General features: G+C 36.8%; 3 protein-coding genes. All 3 read left to right on the top strand.

The window, feature by feature from the left end; all coding sequences use genetic code 11:
- Positions 1–82 precede the first annotated feature (82 nt).
- The 3 genes from MWH25_RS12560 (at position 83) to MWH25_RS12550 (ending at position 4,553) form a co-directional block, all read left to right on the top strand.
- Positions 83–2,386, top strand: a complete 2,304-nt coding sequence (locus MWH25_RS12560) for an amino acid permease (protein ID WP_248627997.1) — start codon at positions 83–85, stop codon at positions 2,384–2,386.
- Between the two features lie 410 nt (positions 2,387–2,796).
- A complete protein-coding gene (locus MWH25_RS12555) occupies positions 2,797–3,798 on the top strand; it encodes a 2-hydroxyacyl-CoA dehydratase family protein (protein WP_248627996.1) in 1,002 nt (333 codons plus the stop codon).
- Positions 3,795–4,553, top strand: a complete 759-nt coding sequence (locus MWH25_RS12550) for an acyl-CoA dehydratase activase (RefSeq protein WP_248627995.1) — start codon at positions 3,795–3,797, stop codon at positions 4,551–4,553. Before MWH25_RS12555 ends, MWH25_RS12550 begins: the two co-directional genes overlap by 4 nt.
- The last annotated feature ends 70 nt before the right edge of the window (positions 4,554–4,623 follow it).

The following is a 4,623-nucleotide window of genomic DNA, read 5'->3' as shown; positions in this document are numbered from 1 at the left end:
AAAAAATAAAAGGTAGGGAGGTGAAACCTGGTTATAATTAATTTTATATAGTTTTGAACAGTTTTTTATAACCAGGAATAATATGTCTTCAAATAATGACTTTCAACAGTCAGGTGAATTAGCTAAAGATTTAGGCTTGACTGAAACTTTAACAATAGGAATTGGTGTGATGATTGGGGCAGGAATATTTATTCTACCCCGGTATGCTATTGGTGAGGCTGGCCCAGGAGCAATTTTTGCTTATATACTGGCTGGGATATCTGCTTTAATTACAGCTTCTAGTACTTCTGAGTTGGCCAGTGGGATGCCTAAAAGTGGTGGTTTATATTTTTATGTTTCGCGAGCGATGGGTTCATTTTTAGGTACCATTTCAGGTTTTTCATTATGGTTAAGTTTGACCTTTGCAGTTGCTTTTTATCTGATGGGCTTTGGTGAATACTTAGCTCTATTTTTGCCGTTAAATGAAACTCTGTTGGCCTTGTTAGCTGGAGCGTTATTTGTCTTTATTAATTATATTGGGGCCAAAGAGACTGGGCGAACCCAAAATATAATTACTGGAGCGTTAATAATTATTTTAACAGGTTTTGTGGCTTGGGGATTTTTTCATGTTGACTCTGCTAATTGGTCTCCATTTTTGCCGTATGGTAGTCGGGAGATATTACCTACTACTGCTTTAATCTTTGTTTCCTTTATTGGGTTTGGTGAGATTGCAGCAGTTGGTGAAGAGGTAAAGGATCCAGGTTATACTATGCCTCGTGCTCTAATGGGTTCGGTATTGATACCAACCTTATTTTATGTATTAGTACTATTAGTTACTTCAGGGATTATTCCATATTCTGAAATAATTAATATAGAAGCTCCATTGATTGAAGCAGCTCAATTCTTTGGTGGTGCATTTGCTGCAGCAGCGATTACTTTTGCTGCCTTATTGGCAACAGCTTCTTCTGCTAATGCAAGTGTTTTGGCTTCTACTAGAATCAGCTTTGCGATGGGAAGAGATCAGACATTACCAGAATGGATTAATGAGATTCATGAGAAATTTTTGACACCCTATCGAGCGATATTAGTGGCTGGGGTATTGATTCCAATTTTAATTTTAACAACCAATGTTGAATTTTTATCTAAATCAGCAGGAGTATTAACTTTAATTAATTATGGGTTAATCAATATAGCTGTTTTAATTATGAGGGCCAATCCTCCTGAAGGATATCGACCAGAATATAAAGCTCCAGGTGCACCTATTTTACCTCTAATTGGTGCTGTCTCATCAATCGGTATCATCTTTTTCTCTGGTCTGGCTACTGTATTAAGTGCAGTTGGATTGGTAGTATTAGGTTTTGTTTGGTATTTTGTCTGGGGCAAGAAGAGAGCAAAGATAGAAGCTGCAATGACTGGTTTAAGTTGGAAAGAAATACTAACTGGTAAACCAGCAATAGAAGAGAAGGAAGAGGTTGAAGTAAGAAGAGAAAAATCTGCTGAAGAAATCTATCATGTTTTAACTCCAGTTGCTAATCCAGATAGTGCAACATCATTACTTGGGGTTTCTGCCGGAATGATTAAGGCTCGACCATTAAGAGCAGAAAATACAATTCTAAATATTATTGAGTTACCGGGACAGACACCGCTTAATTTAATGGAGCAGAAGGAAGAATTTTTATCGGAACGGAGAAAAGTTCAGCAGGAGATGTTAGAGCTTGCAGTTGGTTTTGGCGAAAAAGAGGGAATTATTATTAATCCTCGAATTTTATATTCTAGAGATAGGTTTAACACGATTAATAATATAGTTGCCCAAGAAGAGATTGATTTCTTGTTGTTAGGCTGGCATGGTTCTTTCAGTGTTGGTAATATCTATAATAGTTTAGTTAAAAAGCTTGTCAGGCAGGCACCTTGTCCTGTGGGGGTATTAAAGGATAATGGTTTAGAAGAAGTGCAAGATATTTTAGTTCCTTACCGGGGCAGTGAACATGCTTATTGGGGTGTCGAGGTTGCTCAGCGTCTGGCAAGCACTCAAAATGGAGCGGTAACAGTATTAAGAGTTGTCAAGCCTGGTGTTGATGCTCAAGCTGAGGAAGAAAGGGCATTATCTGAGGTTGAAGAGATTATAACTGGTGAAGTCGATATAAATATTAAAGTAGTCTATGCAGGGGAAGTAGTTGATGGAATTTTAAGTGAATCTGCTAATAATGAATATGATCTGATTGTGATGGGGGCTTCTAAGGAATGGCGCTTTAAGAATATGCTCTTTGGTTCTATTCCAGATATTGTGGCTGATAAAGCTGATACTTCTGTCTTAATGGTTCGGTGTTATGATCAAGAAGTTGAAGTGATTAAAGAAGAGATTGCTCAAGAAGATACATCTGAAGATGAAGAACCGGCTAAGTTTTAAATTAATAAAGAAGGAGGCTTGGATTAATCCAGGTCTCTTTATAATTTTTATTAGATATTTTATCGGTTAATGTTGCACTGTTGCTGGTTTATATGCTATAATGAATCAGTGAAAATTGAATCAGACAGTTCGAAATCCTCCTGTCTATAAACAAAACTACGGGCCAACAGGTTTAGTGACTAGTGATTAGTGATTAGAAAAATTATTAATACAAGTTACTAACAACTAATAACAAGTTACTATATTAGGGGCAGTGGTGCCTCTTTTTTTTATTGAATATTGAATAATGAATAATGAATATTGAATAATAAAAAACTAAAAGCAATCTTATTTAGATTTAAAGGTTTTGAACTTCAACTATTCACTATTAAATATTAAGTATTAAATGCTTTTAATTTTGGAGGTGGAGTATGAGTAAGATCGGAATTACAACTACAGTACCAAGTGAAATCTTATTTGCAGCAGGTTATCAGGTAATTGATCTTAATAATATCTTTGTGACTGCTGATAATTATTCGGATTACATAGATTTAGCTGAAAGGGATGGCTTTCCTAAAAGCTGTTGTGCTTGGACGAAGGGGATTTATGGTGTCTGTTTGGCCCATGAGATTAAAGAGGTGGTCGGAGTGATTTCTGGTGACTGCTCTAATACTGAAGCTTTGGCTGGAGTCTTAGAGAAGAGGGGGCTTAAGATTCATCCATTCTCTTATCCGCAGGGGCGAAAACTGGTTGATCTTAAAGCAGAGATTGAACGTTTTAGAAACTGTTTTGGAGTCAGTCAGGAAAGTGTTGAAGAATACAGAGAGAAATTTAATCAAATTCGGGCCTTGGCTGAAGAGATAGATCGGTTAACTTACCAAGATTATAAAGCGAGTGGTTTTGAAAATCATCTCTATCAGGTCAGTTGTAGTGACTTTAATGGAGAGCCTGATTTATTTAAGGAGCAGTTAGTAGAGAAGATTACAGAGATTGAAGCAAGGGAAGCAAGTGAGCCTGAGCTTAGGTTAGGATTGATTGGAGTACCACCGATGACAGTTGATCTTTATCAGTATGTAACCGAATTTGGAGCTCGAATTATCTATAATGAAGTCCAACGGGAGTTTGCCTTTCCTCGCTGGCAAGAAGCTGATAATATTTATCAGCTCTATCATGACTATACTTATCCATATGATCTAGACTTTAGGTTACAAGAGCTTAACAAGCAGATTCAAGAAAGAAAGCTAGATGGGATTATTCACTACACTCAAGCATTTTGCCATCGTAATATTGAGCAGATAGTGATTAAGGATGAGTTAGAATTACCGACTTTGAATATCAAAGGTGATAAGCTAAATCAGCTTGACTCTAGAACCAAGTTGAGATTAGAGGCCTTTCTTGATATGCTGGGGGATTTAAAGGAGGGAGAAGCTTGAAGTTACTAGGAATTGATCTAGGGAGTAGAGAGGTAAAGGTTGTAGTAATGGAGAATCAAGAGATTAGCCAGCAACTTAAGGTAAGTACGATGTCTTTTTATCGAGACTATTGTAACTTTACTGGTAAGATAGTAGTTGATCTCAAGAAATTGGGTGTAGAAGATGCTGATATTAAAATTTCTACAGGGTATGGTAAGAATAATACTGATTTAAAGGAATTTGAAACGATCAATGAGTTGAAAGCCCATGTCTATGGTGTCTTTTATCAGACTGAGTTAAAGGATTTTGTCCTACTGGATGTAGGTGGACAAGATGTTAAAGTAGTCAGAGTAGAAAAGGGTTTGATTACTGATTTAGAGCTTAATGAAAAGTGTGCTGCTTCTTGTGGTAGGTACTTAGAGAATATGGCTGAAGTGTTGGAGGTTCCACTGACAGAGTTGGTCGAATATAGTCGTGATCCAGTAGAGCTTAATTCTACCTGTGCTGTCTTTTCTGAGTCTGAATTGATTGGCAAGATTGCTGAAGGGGCCAAGCTAGAACGGTTATGTGCAGGAGTTAACTATTCAATGTATAAAAGGCTAGATCCGCTATTGACTAAGTTTAAGGGAAAGAGGTTGGTCTTATCTGGTGGAGTTGCTCAAAATAAAGCGATCAGAGATTATTTAACACAGGATTATGAAGAGGTAATCTCCTTAGCTAAACCACAGTTTAATGGGGCAATTGGGTGTTGTTATTATGGACGACTAAAGCATTGAATATTGAATACTGAATATTGAATAGTAAAAAGCATTGAAGAGCCACTAGTAGGTAATTACAAGTTTAAAG

The sequence above is a fragment of the Natroniella acetigena genome (assembly GCF_023227745.1).
Classification (GTDB): Bacteria; Bacillota; Halanaerobiia; order Halobacteroidales; family Halobacteroidaceae; genus Natroniella; species Natroniella acetigena.
This window is presented reverse-complemented; position numbering and strand designations above follow the sequence as displayed.

Coding starts and splice junctions, on each gene's coding strand:
- MWH25_RS12560 (WP_248627997.1), top strand. CDS start 83: ATGTCTTCAAATAATGACTTTCAACAGTCAGGTGAATTAGCTAAAGAT.
- MWH25_RS12555 (WP_248627996.1), top strand. CDS start 2,797: ATGAGTAAGATCGGAATTACAACTACAGTACCAAGTGAAATCTTATTT.